The sequence below is a fragment of the Micromonospora sonchi genome (assembly GCF_014646235.1).
GTDB classification, from domain to species: domain Bacteria; phylum Actinomycetota; class Actinomycetes; order Mycobacteriales; family Micromonosporaceae; genus Micromonospora; species Micromonospora sonchi.
This window is the reverse complement of record NZ_BMNB01000028.1, coordinates 1-16,546: the sequence shown is the minus strand read 5'-3', so window position 1 is coordinate 16,546 and position 16,546 is coordinate 1. Positions and strand designations below refer to the sequence as shown.

The window sequence follows — 16,546 nt, the reverse complement described above, 5'->3', positions numbered from 1 at the left end:
GGCGACTCATCGCGCCCGGACGAGCCCTTGATCGACTCGGTTCCGCCGGAACGGCGGTATCCGGCCGGAGTTGAGGCCGCCACTTCGACGGAACGGCGACTCCGGGCCGGGATCGAGGCCGCCCACCTCGGCGGAATGGCGCGCTCGCACGCCCGGCCGGCCGAGCGGGCGGTCAGCGGCGGAGGGTGAGGATGAGATCGGCGACCAGGGCGCTCCAGCCGGTCTGGTGCCAGGCGCCGAGGCCGGCGCCGTTGTCGCCGTGGAAGTACTCCGGGAAGGCGATCAGGTCGCGCCAGTCCGGGTGGGTCTGGAACAGCTGGGCCGCCCCGTAGATCGGCCGCCGACCCCAGTCGTCCCGAGTGAACAGCGCGATCAGCCGGGCCGAGAGGTCGTCGGCGATCTCGTCGAGGGTCTTCTTCACCCCCGACCGGGTCGGGTACTCCACCTGGAGGTCGTCGCCGAAGAACGCCGCGTAGTCGCGTAGCGCGCTGATCAGCAGGAAGTTGGTCGGCATCCAGATCGGACCGCGCCAGTTGGAGTTGCCGCCGAACAGGCCGCTGGTCGACTCGGCCGGCTCGTAGCCGACGCAGAACTCCTGCCCGCCGAGGGTCACCGCGAACGGCTTGTCCAGGTGCGCGCGGGACAGCGTCCGCAGGCCGTACTCGGAGAGGAACTCGTCGGTGTCCAGCATCCGGGCCAGCAGGCGCACCACCTGCTCCGGGCCGCACATGGAGAGCAGCCGCTGCTGGCGGCCGTCCGGGCCGAGCCGCCGGGCACCGATCACCGAGGCGTACTCGGGGCGGTTGGTCAGGAACCAGCGCAGCCGGGCACCCAGCTCGGGCAGCCGGTGCAGGGTACGCGCGGGCAGCCGGGTCACCGCGGCCAGCGGCAGCAGCCCGACCACCGAGCGCACCTTCAGCGGCACCTTCGTGCCGTCGGTCAGCCGCAGCACGTCGTAGAAGAAGGCGTCCTCGTCGTCCCACAGCCCCTGGTCGTAGGCCGCCGCGGCGATGTAGGCGAAGTGCTCGAAGAACTTCGTCGCGGTGTCCACCCAGGTGCGGTCGTGTTCGGCCAGCACGATGGCGATGTCGAGCAGGTTGAGCGCGTACATCGCCATCCAGCCGGTGCCGTCGGACTGTTCCAGCACCCCGGCCACCGGCAGCGCTGCCGACCGGTCGAACGGGCCGACGTTGTCCAGCCCGAGGAAGCCACCCTCGAAGACGTTGTTGCCGCCGGTGTCCTTGCGGTTCACCCACCAGGTGAAGTTCATCAGCAGCTTGTGCATCATCCGGGCCAGGAAGTCGTGGTCCCGGCTGCCATCGATCTCGAACACCTTCAGCGCGGCCCAGGCGTGCACCGGCGGGTTGACGTCACCGAACGCCCACTCGTACGCCGGGATCTGCCCGTTGGGGTGCAGGTACCACTCGCGCAGCAGGAGCAGCAGCTGTCCCTTGGCGAAGCCGGGGTCGACCCGGGCGATGCTCACGCAGTGGAAGGCCAGGTCCCAGGCGGCGTACCAGGGGTACTCCCACGGGTCCGGCATGGAGATCACGTCGAAGCTGGTCATGTGCCACCAGGCGCTGTTGCGCCCGTGCCGGCGCCCGGCCGGCGGGGTCGATCCCGGGTCGCCCTCCAACCACCGCTTGACGTCGAAGTGGTAGAACTGCTTGCCCCACATCAGCCCGGCGATGGCCTGCCGGGCGATCAACGCCTCGTCGGCGCTGGCCTTGGCCGGGATCACCGTCTCGAAGAACCGGTTCGCCTCGGCGCGTCGCGCCCACAGCACGGTGTCGAAACCGGCGCCCAGGTCGGCCGGCGGCGGGGCGCCGGCGGTGGGCGGCGGGGCGGTACGGGTCAGCCGCAGCCGGATCTGCCGCTGCTCGCCGGCCGGCACGTCGAGTACGTAGTGCAGCGCTCCCTTGGTGCCGGTCAACTCCGGGTTCACCGTGGCCGCGCCGGTGACCACGTGGTCGTTGATGCCGTCCTTCGGGTACGGCGTACGGCTGGGCAACCCCCACAGCCGCTCGGCGTGGGTGTCGTTGTCGCAGAGCAGCGGCGTCGGGTCGCCGTCGCCGTCGAGGGTGATCTGCCCCAGCACCCAGTGCTCGCCGACCAGCCGGCGACCCGCGCCGACGATCCGGGGCACCCGGTCGGCGCCGGGCAGCCCCCAGGCCCAGGTGTTGCGGAACCACAGGTGCGGCAGCACGTGCAGCCGCTCGGCGCGGTCACCCCGGTTGGCCACGGTCACCACGATGCAGAGGTCCGTCGGGGTGGCCTTGGCGTAGTCGACGGTCACCGCCCAGTACCGGTCGTCGTCGAAGATGCCGGTGTCGACCAGCTCGTACTCGGTGTCGTCCCGGCCGCGCAGCCCGTTGACCGCGACCAGTTCGTCGTACGGGAAGGCGGCCTGCGGGTAGTGGTAGCGCCAGCGCATCCACGAGTGGGTGGGTGTGGAGTCCTCGTACCACCAGTACTCCTTGACGTCCTCGCCGTGGTTGCCGCCGTCCCCGCCGAGGCCGAACATCCGCTCCTTGATGATCGGATCATGCCCGTTCCACAGCGCGAGGGCGAAGCAGAACGTCTGCCGGTCGTCGCAGATGCCCGCCATGCCGTCCTCGGACCACCGGTAGGCTCGGGACCGCGCGTGATCGTGGGGGAAGTAGTCCCACGCCGTGCCGTGCTCGCTGTAGTCCTCCCGCACCGTCCCCCACGCCCGCTCGGACAGATAGGGGCCCCATGCGCGCCAGTCCTGCTCGCCGGCGTCTGCCTGGGCGAGCCGGATTCGCTCGGCGTCGGGTGCGGAAGGCGTACCGTCAGTGATCACCTGACCATCTTCGACGCCGCCGGGGTACTCCACCACAGCGGCCATTGTCGTCGTGCCCTGTCACACCCCGCGGCCGGTGGAGGAAAGTTGATCGAAATTTGCTTCGGTTCCCAGGTCTGCGGCGACCTGTCCAGCGCCGTCGGCCGGGAGTGGCTGGTCCCCGACGGGCTCGGCGGCTACGCCATGGGTACCGTCGGCGGGCTGCGCACCCGCCGCTACCACGGGCTGCTGGTGGTGCCGGGAGAAACCCCGGCCTCCCGCAAGGTGGGACTGGCCAGTCTCGATCCGGCGGTGCTGCTGCCCTCCGGGGCCCGGGTCCGCCTCGGCGCCCACGAGTGGTCCTCCGGCGACGTCGACCCGCGCGGCTTCGAACTGCTGGAGCGCTTCGACCTGACCGACGGGCTGCCCCGCTGGCGGTGGCGCGTCGGCGACGTGGTGATCGAGCGGGAGCTGGCCATGCTGCACGGTCGGTCCTGCGTGGCCGTGGTGCACCGGTTGGTCAGCGGCGGCCCGGTCGAGCTGGAACTGGCCGCCGCCGGCACCTGGCGGGACGCCCACGGCGAGCGCCGGGCCGACGGGCCGCCGCTGCGGATGGACCCGGTCGACGGCGGCGCGATCATCGAGGGGGCGTACCGGCTGGCCGGGCCGGGCTGGACGCCGCAGGGCCACTGGTGGCGCGGGGCGTACCACCGCGAGGAAGCGGCGCGCGGCCTGCCCCCCGAGGAGGACCTGTGGTACGCGGGCCAGTTCCGCGGCCCCCTGCGCCGGCCCGGCGACACGGTGTCGGTGCTGGCCTGGGCGGGTGAGCTGGAGCAGGAACCACCGCCCGGCCCGCAGGTGGTGGCGGCGGCGCGGCGACGCAACCGGGAGGTGGTGGCGTCGGCGAAGCCCGCCGACGACGTCGAGGCCACCCTGGCGCTGGCCGCCGACGCGTTCGTGGTGCGCACCGCCGCCGGCCCGGACGTGGTCGCCGGCTACCCGTGGTTCGGCGCCTGGTCGAGGGACACGATGATCTCGTACGAGGGGCTGTTCCTGCGTACCGGCCGGGCGGATCTCGGCCGCGAGCTGCTGCGCTCGTACGCGGCGACGCTGTCGGAGGGGATGCTGGCCAACACGGCCGACACCGGTCGGGTGGAGTACAACACCGTGGACGGCACGCTGTGGTTCCTGCACGCGGTCAGCCGGCACGTCACCGCCACCGGCGACACCGATCTCGGCGACGAGCTGCTGCCGGCGCTGCGCGCGGTGGTCGACGCCCACCTGGCCGGCACCCGGTACGGCATCGGCGTCGACCCGGCCGACGGTCTGCTCACTCAGGGCGCTCCGGGCGCCGCGCTGACCTGGATGGACGCCCGGGTGTACGGGGTGCCGGTCACCCCCCGGCACGGCAAACCGGTCGAGGTCAACGCCCTGTGGATCAACGGACTGGCCGGGGTCGCCGAGCTGGCCGGCCGGGACGCCGACCCGCTGCACCGGCTGCACGAGCGGGCGAGCGGGGCGTTCCGGGACCGCTTCCCCACCCCGTCCGGCTGGTTGCACGACGTGATCGACGCCCCCGCCCCCTCGTACCCCCTGGGTGGCGCGGTCCACCACGACGACGACCTGCTGCGGCCCAACCAGCTGTTGGCCTGGTCGCTGCCGAACGCGCCGCTGGAGCCGGACCCGGCGGTCCTGGGCCGCGTCGGCGCCGGACTGCTCACCCCGCTCGGCCCGCGCAGCCTCTCCCCCGACTGCCCCGGCTTCACCGGCCGGCACCGGGGCGGACCGGCCGAGCGGGACAGCGCCTACCACCAGGGCACCGTCTGGCCCTGGCTGATCGGCCCGTACGCCGACGCCAGTCGCCGGGCCGGACTGCCGGTCGACGAACTGTTCACCGGCCTGGAGGCGCACCTGACCGAGTACGGCCTCGGCTCGGTCAGCGAGACCGCCGAGGGTCTCGCCCCGCACAGCGCCACCGGCTGCCCGTTCCAGGCATGGTCCGTGGCGGAGCTGCTGCGCGCCCGCCGATAGCGCTTTACACCCCCGCAACGGGTACGTCTCCGCTGGTTATCCAGGTGCGACGAGGATTGGTGTCAATCCGGCCGCGACACGAACGCCGCCCGTCGGGGGCTGCTGGCGGGCGCGCGGAGACAACTCAAAGGGGGCGCGCATGTCACCGAACGCCGACGTGATCGACATCAACCCCGCACGCTCACAGCGGGTGCTGATGCTGTCCTGGGAGTATCCGCCCGTGCTCGTCGGCGGTCTGGGCCGACATGTGCACGCCCTCTCCGTCGCCCTGGCCGCCGCCGGCCACCAGATCACCGTGATCACCCGGCACGCCGAGGGCGCGCCGCTGGAGGAGCACGTCGACGGCGTACGCGTCGTGCGCGCCGCCGAGGACCCGGTCACCTTTTCGCTGGCCACCGGCTCGCTGCTGGCCTGGACGATGGCGTTCAACCACACCCTGACCCGAGCCGCCCTGCGCGCCACCGGCACCGGCGATCACGACGTCATCCATGCCCACGACTGGCTGGTCGCGCACACCGCGATCACCCTGGCGGAGCACCTGCGGCTGCCGCTGGTGACCACCATGCACGCCACCGAGGCCGGCCGGCACCAGGGCTGGCTGCCCGAGGAGATGAATCGCACCATCCACGGCGTGGAGCACTGGCTGAGCAACGCCTCGGCCCGGCTGATCGCCTGCTCCGGCTACATGCGCGAGCAGGTGGCCACCCTGTTCGACGTACCCACCGGCCGGATCGAGGTGGTGCCCAACGGCGTCGACGACCGGGCCTGGCGGGCCCGCCCCCGCGCCGTCGCCTCGGCCCGCGCCCGGTTCGCCGGGACCGGGCCGCTGATCGGGTACGCCGGCCGGCTGGTCTACGAGAAGGGCGTGCAGCACCTGGTCGACGCCGTGCCGCAGCTGCGCGACCGGCACCCCGGGCTGCGGGTGCTGATCGCCGGCGACGGCCCCTACCGGGGCGAGTTGGAGGAGCGGACCCACCAGCTCGGCCTCGGCGGCACCGTACGCTTCGCCGGGTTCCTCGACGACACCCAGCTCCCGGCGGTGCTCGGCGCCACCGACGCGACCGTCGTACCGAGCCTCTACGAGCCCTTCGGCATGGTGGCTCTGGAGGCGGCGGCGGCCGGGGCGCCGCTGGCGGTGGCGCGTACCGGCGGCCTCGCCGAGATCGTCGAGCCCGGCGTCACCGGCGTCACCTTCCCGCACAGCGACCCGCCCGCCCTGGCCGGCGCGGTCGACCAGCTCCTCGACGACGAGGTCTTCGCCCGCCGGGTTGCCCGCCAGGCCCGCTCCATGGTCGGCCGGCGCTACGGCTGGGCCACCGTCGCCGCCCGCACGGCCGAGGTGTACGCCACCGCCCGCCGCGAGCACACCCCGATGTCCACCCGCCGCACCACCGACGTGCCGCCCCGCCGCCATCCGATCACGATCCCCACCGGCAACCTCCTCACCCCCACCGCCTGCTAGCGCTGGGCGATCTTGGTCCGAGAACGCCCTGGGGGTGTTCTCGGACCAAGATCCGTGCAAAGGGGCGGTGAGGTGCACCAGTAGGCTCGGGGCGTGGAGTGGGAACGGCACGATGACACGGACCGGCTGCGCGTCTCCGACCGGGAGCGGGAGGAGATCGTGGAGCTGCTCGGCAAGGCCACCGCCGAGGGACGGCTCACCCTCGACGAGTACACCGAGCGGGCCGGTGCCGCCCACGCCGCGCAGACCCGCGGCGAGCTGGCCCGGCTGACCACGGACCTGCCGGGCGCGGCCGGCCGGTCACCCGCACGTCCCGCCGACGCGCTCGCCCCGGCGTCGGAGAAGCTCCTGGCCGTCTTCGGCAGCGAGGTACGCAAGGGGGCCTGGCCGGCACCGGAGCACATCGAGGCCCGCGCGATCTTCGGCGACTGCCGGATCGAGCTGCACGAGACCGGGATGCCCCGGCAGGCGATCACGATCGACGCGGACGCGATCTTCGGCGACATCACGATCGTGGTGCCCGAGGGCACGGATGTCCGGCTCACCGGCAGCGCGATCTTCGGCAGCAAGAAGTCCAAGCTGAGCGGCCCGGTCGCCCCCGGCGCCCCGGTCATCGAGGTGCGCTGCCGCGCCGTCTTCGGCGACGTGACCGTCCGCCCGCCCCGCAAGCGCTGGTGGTGACGTTCGCAGCTCACCGGCGCTGTTCGGACGCGACGCGGACCCGCCGCTCGCGCCGCTCACCCTCGATGGATGGGACGGCACGAGCGGCGGTATGCGCCAATGGAATCATCGGTGTCAGCCGGCGGTCGTGGCAGCGGGACTCGGGGAGCCCACCCGGTGCAGCGTCCCGTCGGGGTCGACGAAGGCGAACTCGCGCAGGCCGTATGGGGTGTCCCGCGGGTCGCCCAGGCGGCCCTCGACACCTGCCGCGGCCCAGGTGGCGTGCAGCGCGTCAGCGTTGGAGACGTAGAGGTAGACCGCCGACGCGGTACGGGCCGGGTCGTGCTCGGCCCATTCGGTGAGGTGCAGCGAGACATGGCCACGCTCGACGAACCCGTACCGTTCACCGCCGCCGTAGGCACGCACGGCGAAGCCCAGCCTCCGGTAGCGGTCGAGCGCGGCGTCCAGATCGCGCACGGGCACGACCGGGGCGACCCGGTCGAAGCTGATCTCCTCGGCCATCCGATCCTCCCGGTCTCCACAACGATTCTGCGGAACCGTAACCCGCCCGGCCGACACGTGCGCCCACCTTGCGGCCGTCCCATGGCCGACAGAGCGCTCCGGCCGGCGGTCGTGCGCTGCCATACTCCCTGGTGAATGGCCCGGTCCCTGGACGACACTCCGGCACCGTCCGCTATGGACCGTCCGGTGGTCCCCCTGCGGCGTCGCAGCGAACTACAGTGGCGTAGTTTTGGCGCTCAAGATCCCTGGGGAGGGCGAGCCGAGATGATGGGACCGTCGCACGCGCTGTCCGGCGCGGCGGTATGGCTGAGCGGGTCCTGGGCGCTGCAGCACTTCTACGACTACGAGCAGTCGCCGCTGGCGCTGGCCGTCGGCACGGCCGTCTGCGCCGGTGGGGCACTGCTGCCCGACCTCGACCTGTCCGGCAAGGTGACCCGCAACAAGGGCGGCGCGACGGTGGCCCGCACCTTCGGCGTCTTCTCGCTGTTCGTCGCCGAGGTGGTGGAGAAGATCTCGCTGGGCGTCTACTACGCCACCAAGCTCAGCCGCGACCCGAAGCGCAACAACGGGCACCGGACGCTGACCCACACCATCCCGTTCACCGTGCTGGTGGGCTGGGGCACCACCACCCTGTGTGCCAGGTACGGCAAGTGGGCCGTGATCGGCATCCTGTTCTTCATGATCGGTCTGGCCCTGCGCGGCCTGTTCGACAAGTGGGCCGAGCGCGCGGGCTGGCTCATCGTCACCCTGGTCTCGGCCGGCGCGGCCGTCTTCACCGCCGCCAACCTGCCCGGCGATCGCGGCTACCCGATGATCGGCCTGGCGGTCGGGGTGGGCTGCTTCGTGCACATCATCGGTGACATGATCACCCGGGCCGGCGTGCCGATCCTCTGGCCGATCCCGATCAAACGCCGGATGTGGACGCCGATCAGCCTGCCGGACAAGATCGCACTGCGCGCCGGTGGCCGCACCGAGGTCGTCTTCGTCCGCACCGGGCTGACCATCGTCTCGATCCTGGCCGCGATCGGCCTGGTCGCCCCCTCCGTACTCCAAAAACTCACCCAAGACCTCTGACCACCTCGTCGATCATGCACTTTCCGTCGGGATGAAGGGCTGCAAAAGCGGCATTACGGCGACGGAAAGTGCAAGATCGGCGGGGGCTGGGGGGATGAGGTCGGTTCGTCATGGGTGTTGACGGGTCGTGATGCTTGGCCTAACTTTCAGTCGAAGCGGTTAGTCGAAACGCTTCGACTGAGCGGTCACCGCCGGTGAGGAGGTGCCGATGGCCACCATGCAGGACGTCGCGCGTCTCGCCCGGGTCTCGGTCAGCACGGTGTCGTACGCGCTCACCGGTGCCCGTCCGATCTCCCAGGCCACCCGGGACAAGGTCCTCGCCGCCATGGCGGAGCTGGACTACCAGCCGAACGCCATGGCGCGCGGGCTGGCCAGCCGGCGTAGCCGGATCCTCGGGTTGCTGCTGCCGATGGACGAGCGGGGCCTCGGTGCCACCGAGACCGCCTTCGTCACCGGCGCGGCGGCCGCCGCCAGCGCGGCCGGCTACCACCTGGTGCTCTCCCCGATCGGCGTCGGCGACCTCGATCAACTGCGCCGGCTGGCCAGCCAACGGATGCTCGACGGCGCGTTGCTGATGGAGGTGCAGCTGCACGATCCCCGGGTGGACGTGCTGCGGGAACTCGGCGTACCGCTGGTGCTGATCGGTCGCACTGCCGACACCACCGGCCTGTCGTACGTGGACATCGACTTCGACCAGACCGTCCGGGCGGCGGTCGGTCACCTGGTCGACCTCGGCCACCACCGGATCGTCTACGTCAACCACTCCGCCGACACCCTCGCCGAGGGTTACGGCCCGGCCCTGCGCACCCGGGACGCGTTCACCGCCGCGATGGCCGGGCACGGGCTGGAGCCGCTGATGATCCCCGCCGAGGACAGCGCGGCCGGCGGCCGGACGGCGCTGGCCACCGCCCTGCGCCGGGTGCCGGACCTGACCGCGATCCTGGCGATGAACGAGAGCGCCGTCTTCGGCCTGCTCGGCGAGTTGGCCGCCCGTGGGCGGAGCGTTCCCGACGACGTCTCGGTCGTCTCGATGGTCACCTCGCCCCAGGTCGCCGAGCTGGCCACCCCGGCGCTGACCGCGATGAACTCACCCGGCTCGGCGCTGGGCCGGATCGCCATCGAGACGCTGCTACGGCACGTCGATGTCGGCGACGCTCAGATCAACCAGCAACTACTGCCGTGCGCGCTGGAGGTCCGTGGATCCAGCGGTCCGCCGCGCACGGAAGGCACCACCACGGAAGCCGCCCGTCGCCGCGCTGCCACGCGGCGACGGGCGTGAAGGAGTACCGCTCGATACTCGTCAGGGAGACTAGCAATGCGACATTTTCGCAGAGTAGCCGTGGTGGCCACGGTCGCCGCGCTCACGGCGACCGGCCTGGCCGGCTGCGGCGGCGACGGGGACGACAGTGCCGCCAAGGTCCTCAAGCTCTGGCACTACGAGAGCGCGAACAGCGCGATGGGGGTCGCCTGGGACCGGGCGATCGAGATCTTCAAGGATGAGCATCCCGGGGTCGAGGTGCGCTTCGAGCGCAAGGCGTTCGAGCAGATCCAGCAGAACGCCGGCATGATCATCAACTCGTCCGAGGGCCCGGACGTGATGGAGTACAACAAGGGCAACGCCACCGCCGGTCTGCTCTCCTCGCAGGGCCTGCTGACCGACCTCACCGAGGAGGCGACCAGACGCGGCTGGGACAAGGCGCTGAGCCCCAGCCTCCAGACCACCGCGCGGTACGACAACGGCGTGATGGGCACCGGCAACTGGTACGGCGTACCGAACTACGGCGAGTACGTGATGGTCTACTACAACAAGGAACTCTTCGCCGAGCACGGGGTCAGCGTCCCGACCACGCTGGCCGAGCTGACCGCCGGGATGGACACCTTCGTCGCCCGGGGCGTCACGCCGCTGGGCATGTCCGGCGCCGAGTATCCGGCCGGTCAGCTCTTCTACCAGCTCGCGCTCTCCCGGGCAGACCGCAACTTCGTCGACGCGTACCAGCTCTACACCAACCCGGTCGACTTCCGGGCCGACCCGCTGCGCTACGGCGCGGAGACGTTCGCCGAGTGGGTGCGCAAGGGCTACCTGGCCAAGGACTCCGCCGGCCTGAAGGCCGAGGACATGGGGACCGCATTCATCTCCGGCAAGGTGCCGATGATCGTCTCCGGCAGTTGGTGGTACGGCCGGTTCAAGAACGAAATCAGCTACGACTGGGACAGTTTCCTCTTCCCCGGCAACACCCTGCACGCCGGCTCGTCCGGCAACCTCTGGGTGGTCCCGCAGACCAGCAAGGCCAAGAGCCTGGCGTACGACTTCATCGACATCACCATGCGTCCGGAGATCCAGGCGCTGATCGGCAACAACGGCGGCGTGCCGGTCGCCGGCGATCCGACCACGATCAGCGACGAGAAGGACCGCAAGCTGATCGAGAACTTCAACACCGTCAGCTCCCAGGACGGCCTGGCGTTCTATCCGGACTGGCCGGTGCCGGGCTACTACGACGTGCTGGTCTCCGGCTTCCAGGGCCTGATCAACCAGTCCAGGTCGCCCGAGGAGGTCCTCGACGCGATCGCCAAGCCCTACCACGACGGCGTCGCGGAGATCACGCGCGACTGAGCGGCGGCCGGGGCGGGCGCGACCGGCGCACCGGTACGCCCGCCGCAGGCGTGGAAGGACCTCCCATGGCAGTGCCCGACAGCATCGCCGCCCGCCGACCGGCGGCCACCTCACCCCCGTCCCCGACGGCCAACGCGAAGCGTCGGCCGTCCCGCCCCGACGCCGCGTACTGGCTGTTCCTGCTGCCCGGCACGGTGCTCTTCCTGCTCGTCATCGGCGGCCCGCTGCTCTACACCGGCTACCTGTCGCTGACCAGGTGGTCCGGCGTCGGCGAGCCCAGCTTCATCGGGCTGGAGAACTACCGGAACCTGCTGACCGACGAGGTCTTCTGGACGTCGTTCCGGAACACGGTCGCGATGATCGTCGCGATGGTGGTGGTGCCCACCCTGGTCGGGCTGGTGCTCGCCGCGGTCCTCTTCGACACCATCGGACGCCGGTTCCGCCCCCGCACCGCCGCCGCGCTGCGGGCCGCCTTCTACCTGCCGCAGGTGCTCCCGGTGGTGGTGGCCGGCATCGTCTGGGGTTGGATCCTGCGGCCGGACGGCGCGCTCAACGGGCTGCTCGACGCGGTCGGGCTCGGCGCGCTGCGCCACGACTGGCTGGGCGACCCGGGCAGCGCGCTGCCTGTGGTGATGGCCGTGATGATCTGGGTGCAGATCGGCTACCCCGTGGTCGTCTTCATGGCCGCCCTGGAACGGGTGAATCCGGAGCTGTACGAGGCGGCGGAGATCGACGGCGCCGGCTGGTGGCGGCGGTTCCGGGCGATCACCCTGGCGCAGATCCGGCCGGAGACCTTCGTGGTCGGGCTCACCTGCACGATCGCGGCGATGAAGGTGTTCGGGCCGATCTACGCGCTGACCCGGGGCGGGCCGGAGAACGCCACAAACGTGCCGTCCTACTTCGCCTACTTCACCTTCTTCAAGCGGCTGCACGTCGGCTACGGCTCGGCGATCTCGATGGTGCTGACGTTGATCATCGTGGTGGTGGCGGTGCTCTTCATCGGGGCGCAGAACCGGGCCGAACGACAGGACGGGGCGCTGTAGATGGCCGCCACGCTCGCCCCGGCCCGCCGCACCCCACCGCCGGCCCACCCCGCCCGACGACCGCGGCAGCATCGCGGCGTCGGCCGCTGGCTCGTACTCCTGCTGGTCGGCGCCGCCGCGCTGGTCATGCTGGTGCCGTTCGCGTTCATGCTGCTCAACGCCTTCAAATCGCCCGGCGACTACTCGGCCAACGGCCCACTGAGCTGGCCGACCGAGTTCTACACCACCGGGTTGCGGACCTACTGGGAACAGGTCGACTTCCCGGTCAAGCTGTGGAACTCGATCGTCATCTCCGGTTCGGTAGCGGTCCTGGCCGTGATCGTCTCGCTGCTCAGCGCGTACGCGCTGGGCATCGGCCGGGTCCGCGGCCGCCTCTGGATCATCGGTCTCTTCCTGCTGGCCAACATGCTGCCGCAGGAGGCGCTGGTCTACCCGCTCTACCACTTCGCCAAGGAGGCCGGACTCTACAACAGCCGCCTGGCGGTGATCATCATTTTCACCGTCATCCAGGCCGCCTTCGGCACGTACCTGCTCGCCTCGGTGCTCGGCACGTTCCCCCGGACGCTGCTGGAGGCCGCCGCGCTGGACGGGGCGGGCACGTGGCGGATCCTGTGGCGGGTGGTGCTGCCCAACGTGCGGCCCACCATCGCGGTGCTGCTGGTGTTCTTCTTCATCTGGACCTGGAACGAATTCCTCATCCCCTTGGTCATGCTCATCGACAACCAGACCCAGACGGTGCCTGTCGCAATCGCCACGTTGCAGGGGGACCGATTGATGGACGCCCCCACCACCAACGCCGGAGCGTTACTCAGCCTCCTCCCGGCGATCCTGTTCTTCCTCATCTTCCAGCGCACCCTCGCGCGCGGCATCACGGCAGGAGCCGACAAGTGAAGTTCACCGACGGGTACTGGCAGTTGCGCCCCGGCGTCACCGTGCTGCGGCCCGGCGCGGTCGAGTCGATCGAGCCGGACGAGCGGGCCTTCACCGTGTTCGCGCCGATCGGGAAGATCACCGGACGCGGCGACACCCTCAACCGGCCGGTCGTCACGGTGCGGTTCTCCTCCCCCGCGCCCGGCGTGGTCGGGGTGACCATCGGCCACCACTCCGGTGGGCTGCCCAAGCAGCCCCGCTTCGCGCTCGCCGAGAATGCCGAGCATCCCGTGCAGGTGGAGGTCACCGGGCTCAGCGCCCGGCTGACCACCGGCGAGCTGACCGTGCGGGTCGCGTTGACCGGAGCGTGGCGGGTCGATTTCCTGCGCGGCGATCGGCTGGTCACCTCGTCCACCGAACGCAGCATCGGCGTGGTCACCGACGCCGATGGCCGCAAGTACGTGCACGACCGCCTGGCGCTCGGCGTCGGCGAGACGATCTACGGGCTGGGTGAGCGCTTCGGGGCATACGTCAAGAACGGCCAGACCGTCGACATCTGGAACGCCGACGGCGGCACGGCCAGCGAGCAGGCGTACAAGAACGTGCCGTTCTACCTGAGCAGCGCCGGGTACGGCGTCTTCGTCGACCACCCGGAGCACGTGTCGTTCGAGGTGGGCTCGGAGGTGGTGTCGCAGACCCAGTTCAGCGTGCCCGGACAGTCGCTCACCTACCACCTGATCGACGGGCCCACCCCGAAGGACGTGCTGCGCCGCTACACCGCGCTGACCGGCCGCCCGGCCAGGGTGCCGGCCTGGTCGTACGGGCTGTGGCTGTCGACCTCGTTCACCACCTCGTACGACGAGAAGACGGTCACCGAGTTCATCGACGGGATGGCCGAGCGGGACCTTCCCCTGTCGGTGTTCCACTTCGACTGCTTCTGGATGCGCCAGTTCCACTGGGTCGACTTCATCTGGGATCCGGCGACCTTCCCCGATCCGGAGGGGATGCTGCGCCGGCTGCACGAGCGTGGCCTGAAGGTGTGCGTCTGGATCAACCCGTACATCGCCCAGCGGTCGTACCTGTTCGAGGAGGGGCGGCAGGCCGGCTACCTGGTCCGCAACCCGGACGGCTCGATCTGGCAGTGGGACAAGTGGCAGGCCGGGATGGCGCTTGTCGACTTCACCAACCCGGAGGCCGTCGCCTGGTACGCCGGCAAGCTCAAGACGCTGCTCGACATGGGGGTCGACTGCTTCAAGACCGACTTCGGCGAACGCATCCCGACCGACGTCGTCTGGCACGACGGCGCGGACCCGCAGCACATGCACAACTACTACTCGTACCTCTACAACAAGACGGTCTTCGAGCTGTTGGCGGCGGAGCGCGGCGAGGGTGAGGCGGTGGTCTTCGCCCGGTCGGCGACCGCCGGCGGGCAGCAGTTCCCGGTGCACTGGGGTGGCGACTGCGAGTCCACCTTCGTGGCGATGGCCGAGTCGTTGCGCGGCGGCCTGTCGCTGGCCGCCTCGGGCTTCGGCTACTGGAGCCACGACATCGGCGGCTTCGAGGGCACCCCGGATCCGGCGGTGTTCAAGCGCTGGATCGCCTTCGGGCTGCTCTCCTCGCACTCGCGGCTGCACGGCTCCGGCTCGTACCGGGTGCCGTGGGCGTACGACGACGAGGCGGTCGACGTGCTGCGCCGGTTCACCCGGCTCAAGCTGAGCCTGATGCCGTACCTGGCGGCGGCGGCCGAGGAGGCCCACCGCGAAGGCGTACCGGTCCTGCGGCCGATGATCCTGGAGTTCCCGGACGACCCGGCCACCGCCTATCTGGACCGGCAGTACATGCTCGGCCCGGACCTGCTCGTCGCGCCGGTGATGAGCGCCGACGGGCAGATCACCTACTACGTGCCGGCCGGCACCTGGACGCATCTGATGACTGGCGCGCAGGTCACCGGCCCGGGCTGGGTGACCGAGAAGCACGGCTACGACAGCGTGCCCGTGCTCGCTCGGCCCGGCGCGGTCATCCCGTTCGGCTCGGTCACCGACCGGCCCGACTACCCGTGGGCCGACGGCGTCCGGCTGCGGTTGTTCTCCCCGACCCCGGGGCAGCGGAGCCGGGTTCGGATACCGTCGCCCGACGGTGGTACGGGCACCGAGTTCGAGGTGCGCTACCGGGACGGGACGGCCACCGTCGAGCTGGTGGCCGGTGTCTCGTCGGGGTACAGCTGCGAGTTGACCGGGGGCGGGCGGAGTTAGACGCCGACGCGTTGCTCCGGCACGGAGAGGCCGTAGAGGGCCATCAGCTCCGGGGTGTCGACGCGGTTGCCGTCGGCCACCGAGTCGCAGGCGATGTCGACGATCTGGTCCTTGTGCGCCAGCAGGTAGGGCCGGGCACCGACGTCGGCGCTGGCCAGGGTCGCGATGCCCGGCCAGTGCCGCTGACCGAACAGCATCGGATAGCCGCGTAGCCCGTGGTACGTCGCGCAGACCAGCACGTCGGGGAAGGGCAGCGCGGCCACCCGGCGCACCGCGGCGACGGTCAGTCCCGGCATGTCGACCGGCACCACCACCACCGCTTCGACCTCGTCGTCGTCGATTCCGGCCAGGCCGGCACGGATGGACGAGCCGACCCCGGTGCCCCAGGCACGGTTGACCACCACCGTGGCACGGTCCAGGTCGGCGGTCTCGCGGACCTGGTCGGCCGCGGCACCGAGGACGACCACGATCTGCCCGCAGCCCGCCTCCGTCAGCGTGTCGATCATCTGGTCGACCAGAGGTTTGTCACCCTGGTGCAGCAGGGCCTCGGGGCCACCGATCCGGCGGCCACCCCCCGCGGCGATGATCATTCCTGCGATCCGGTTCAGAGCTGCGCTCCCTCCAGCATGGGACCGGCAGGCACCGTGGCGCTGTCCGTCCCTCCGACGCACACCGTGAGCAACGATCGCGGCCGACGCAGAGTGGCGGGCAAATCGCATAAATTGGACAGCTAGGGCGAGGAAGGCCCGGCGGCAGCCGCGCCGTCGCCCGAGTCACCCGGCAGACGCGGTAGCCGTCGTGCTGTGAAGCGCCCTGGCCGGAGACGCTTGTCCAGTTGAACGTTATTTCAGGGTGAAGTATTTATGCCTCCGTGAAATGGAGAGATCGGCAATGAATGGTGGTGGCGGCGAGATCCAGGCGTGGTGGCCGCCATGGCGGCTCCGGTGCGGCCACGACCAGGCCGCAGCCGCGCGAACGTTGAACCAACCTCCTAACTAACCATGGACACCGATGGCCGGCCGCTCGCGGCTCTGGCCTGGTGCGCGGACCAACCACCGGACGTTGCGCGTCTCCGTGTCGCAGACGACCTGACCTCCCCTGTTCAGAGGGGATTTGACTGATCGAGGTCAGTGAAGGAAAGGTGCACCTGACCTGCAAGGATGTGGGTGTCGAGTCCATGTCCACAGCAGAATCGGGTGCACCTTCCTGGTGGGTAAG

At 70.8% G+C, this 16,546-nt stretch carries 12 protein-coding genes; 9 read left to right on the top strand and 3 right to left on the bottom strand.

Features of this window, described 5'->3' with window-relative positions; genetic code table 11:
* Positions 1-172: 172 nt before the first annotated feature.
* Complete coding sequence (locus IEY61_RS24045) at positions 173-2,869, bottom strand: MGH1-like glycoside hydrolase domain-containing protein (RefSeq protein WP_189048146.1); 2,697 nt, start codon at positions 2,867-2,869, stop codon at positions 173-175.
* A gap of 42 nt (positions 2,870-2,911) precedes the next feature.
* On the opposite strand from IEY61_RS24045, the gene IEY61_RS24040 reads away from it, so the two are divergent.
* The 3 genes from IEY61_RS24040 (at position 2,912) to IEY61_RS24030 (ending at position 6,977) form a co-directional block, all read left to right on the top strand.
* Positions 2,912-4,834 carry an amylo-alpha-1,6-glucosidase gene (locus IEY61_RS24040; protein WP_189048144.1) on the top strand — a complete coding sequence of 641 codons (1,923 nt, stop codon included), beginning with the start codon at positions 2,912-2,914 and terminating at the stop codon, positions 4,832-4,834.
* A 139-nt stretch (positions 4,835-4,973) separates the two neighbouring features.
* Positions 4,974-6,296 (top strand): glycosyltransferase family 4 protein, encoded by a 1,323-nt coding sequence (locus IEY61_RS24035; protein WP_189048142.1) that lies wholly within the window; start codon positions 4,974-4,976, stop codon positions 6,294-6,296.
* Between the two features lie 93 nt (positions 6,297-6,389).
* Positions 6,390-6,977 (top strand): DUF1707 SHOCT-like domain-containing protein, encoded by a 588-nt coding sequence (locus IEY61_RS24030; protein ID WP_189048140.1) that lies wholly within the window; start codon positions 6,390-6,392, stop codon positions 6,975-6,977.
* 114 nt (positions 6,978-7,091) lie between these two features.
* Here IEY61_RS24030 and IEY61_RS24025 read toward each other — a convergent pair whose 3' ends face one another.
* Positions 7,092-7,478 (bottom strand): bleomycin resistance protein, encoded by a 387-nt coding sequence (locus IEY61_RS24025; RefSeq protein WP_229706398.1) that lies wholly within the window; start codon positions 7,476-7,478, stop codon positions 7,092-7,094.
* Between the two features lie 264 nt (positions 7,479-7,742).
* On the opposite strand from IEY61_RS24025, the gene IEY61_RS24020 reads away from it, so the two are divergent.
* From IEY61_RS24020 to yicI, 6 genes are all read left to right on the top strand, one after another.
* Positions 7,743-8,552, top strand: a complete 810-nt coding sequence (locus IEY61_RS24020; protein WP_189048138.1) for a metal-dependent hydrolase — start codon at positions 7,743-7,745, stop codon at positions 8,550-8,552.
* 208 nt (positions 8,553-8,760) lie between these two features.
* Positions 8,761-9,831: a LacI family DNA-binding transcriptional regulator gene (locus tag IEY61_RS24015; protein ID WP_189048136.1), complete on the top strand. Its 1,071-nt coding sequence runs from the start codon at positions 8,761-8,763 to the stop codon at positions 9,829-9,831.
* A 36-nt stretch (positions 9,832-9,867) separates the two neighbouring features.
* Positions 9,868-11,163 (top strand): ABC transporter substrate-binding protein, encoded by a 1,296-nt coding sequence (locus IEY61_RS24010; protein ID WP_189048134.1) that lies wholly within the window; start codon positions 9,868-9,870, stop codon positions 11,161-11,163.
* A gap of 65 nt (positions 11,164-11,228) precedes the next feature.
* On the top strand, positions 11,229-12,206 hold the full coding sequence (locus tag IEY61_RS24005; protein WP_189048132.1) for a carbohydrate ABC transporter permease: 978 nt from the start codon (positions 11,229-11,231) through the stop codon (positions 12,204-12,206).
* Positions 12,207-13,097, top strand: a complete 891-nt coding sequence (locus IEY61_RS24000; RefSeq protein WP_189048130.1) for a carbohydrate ABC transporter permease — start codon at positions 12,207-12,209, stop codon at positions 13,095-13,097. It begins immediately after the preceding gene.
* Positions 13,094-15,328, top strand: coding sequence for an alpha-xylosidase (gene yicI, locus IEY61_RS23995; RefSeq protein ID WP_189048128.1), 2,235 nt, complete (start codon positions 13,094-13,096; stop codon positions 15,326-15,328). The genes IEY61_RS24000 and yicI overlap by 4 nt, the downstream gene beginning before the upstream one ends.
* Here the strand turns inward: yicI and IEY61_RS23990 are convergent.
* A complete protein-coding gene (locus tag IEY61_RS23990) occupies positions 15,325-15,918 on the bottom strand; it encodes a nucleotidyltransferase family protein (RefSeq protein WP_189048126.1) in 594 nt (197 codons plus the stop codon). The two genes, yicI and IEY61_RS23990, sit on opposite strands and share 4 nt — an antisense overlap.
* Positions 15,919-16,546 lie beyond the last annotated feature (628 nt).